The following is a 273-nucleotide window of genomic DNA, read 5'->3' as shown; positions in this document are numbered from 1 at the left end:
ATCACCGCCCACGGGGTGGCCGGGATCTTCCTCGTCCACGTGGCCGAAGCGCATCGCCGACGGGGCATCGGCGCAGCGTTGACGGTCGCCGCGCTCCGGGCCGGGCAGGAAAGAGGGATGCGCTCCGCCGCGCTCGTGGCGAGCCCCGCGGGGGAACCGCTGTACCGGCGCTTCGGCTTCACAACGCTGTCCGACTACCGCCTGTTCGCCTTCCCGGCCTGAACTGCCGCGCGCCGCGTCCGCAGACGGCGTCGTCATGGACCGACGGGCGGT

General features: G+C 73.3%; 1 protein-coding gene. It reads left to right on the top strand.

All coding sequences use genetic code 11. The features are described 5' to 3' along the window. Window positions 1-222 (top strand): GNAT family N-acetyltransferase (locus OO52_RS49350; protein ID WP_158712718.1); only part of this gene is annotated, 222 nt, incomplete at its 5' end. Window positions 223-273: the final 51 nt, after the last annotated feature.

It is taken from the genome of Streptomyces flaveolus (assembly GCF_000716535.1).
In the GTDB taxonomy this organism is placed as follows: domain Bacteria; phylum Actinomycetota; class Actinomycetes; order Streptomycetales; family Streptomycetaceae; genus Streptomyces; species Streptomyces flaveolus_A.
The sequence above is the reverse complement of the archived record's forward strand: the minus strand, read 5'-3'. Positions and strand labels throughout refer to the sequence as shown.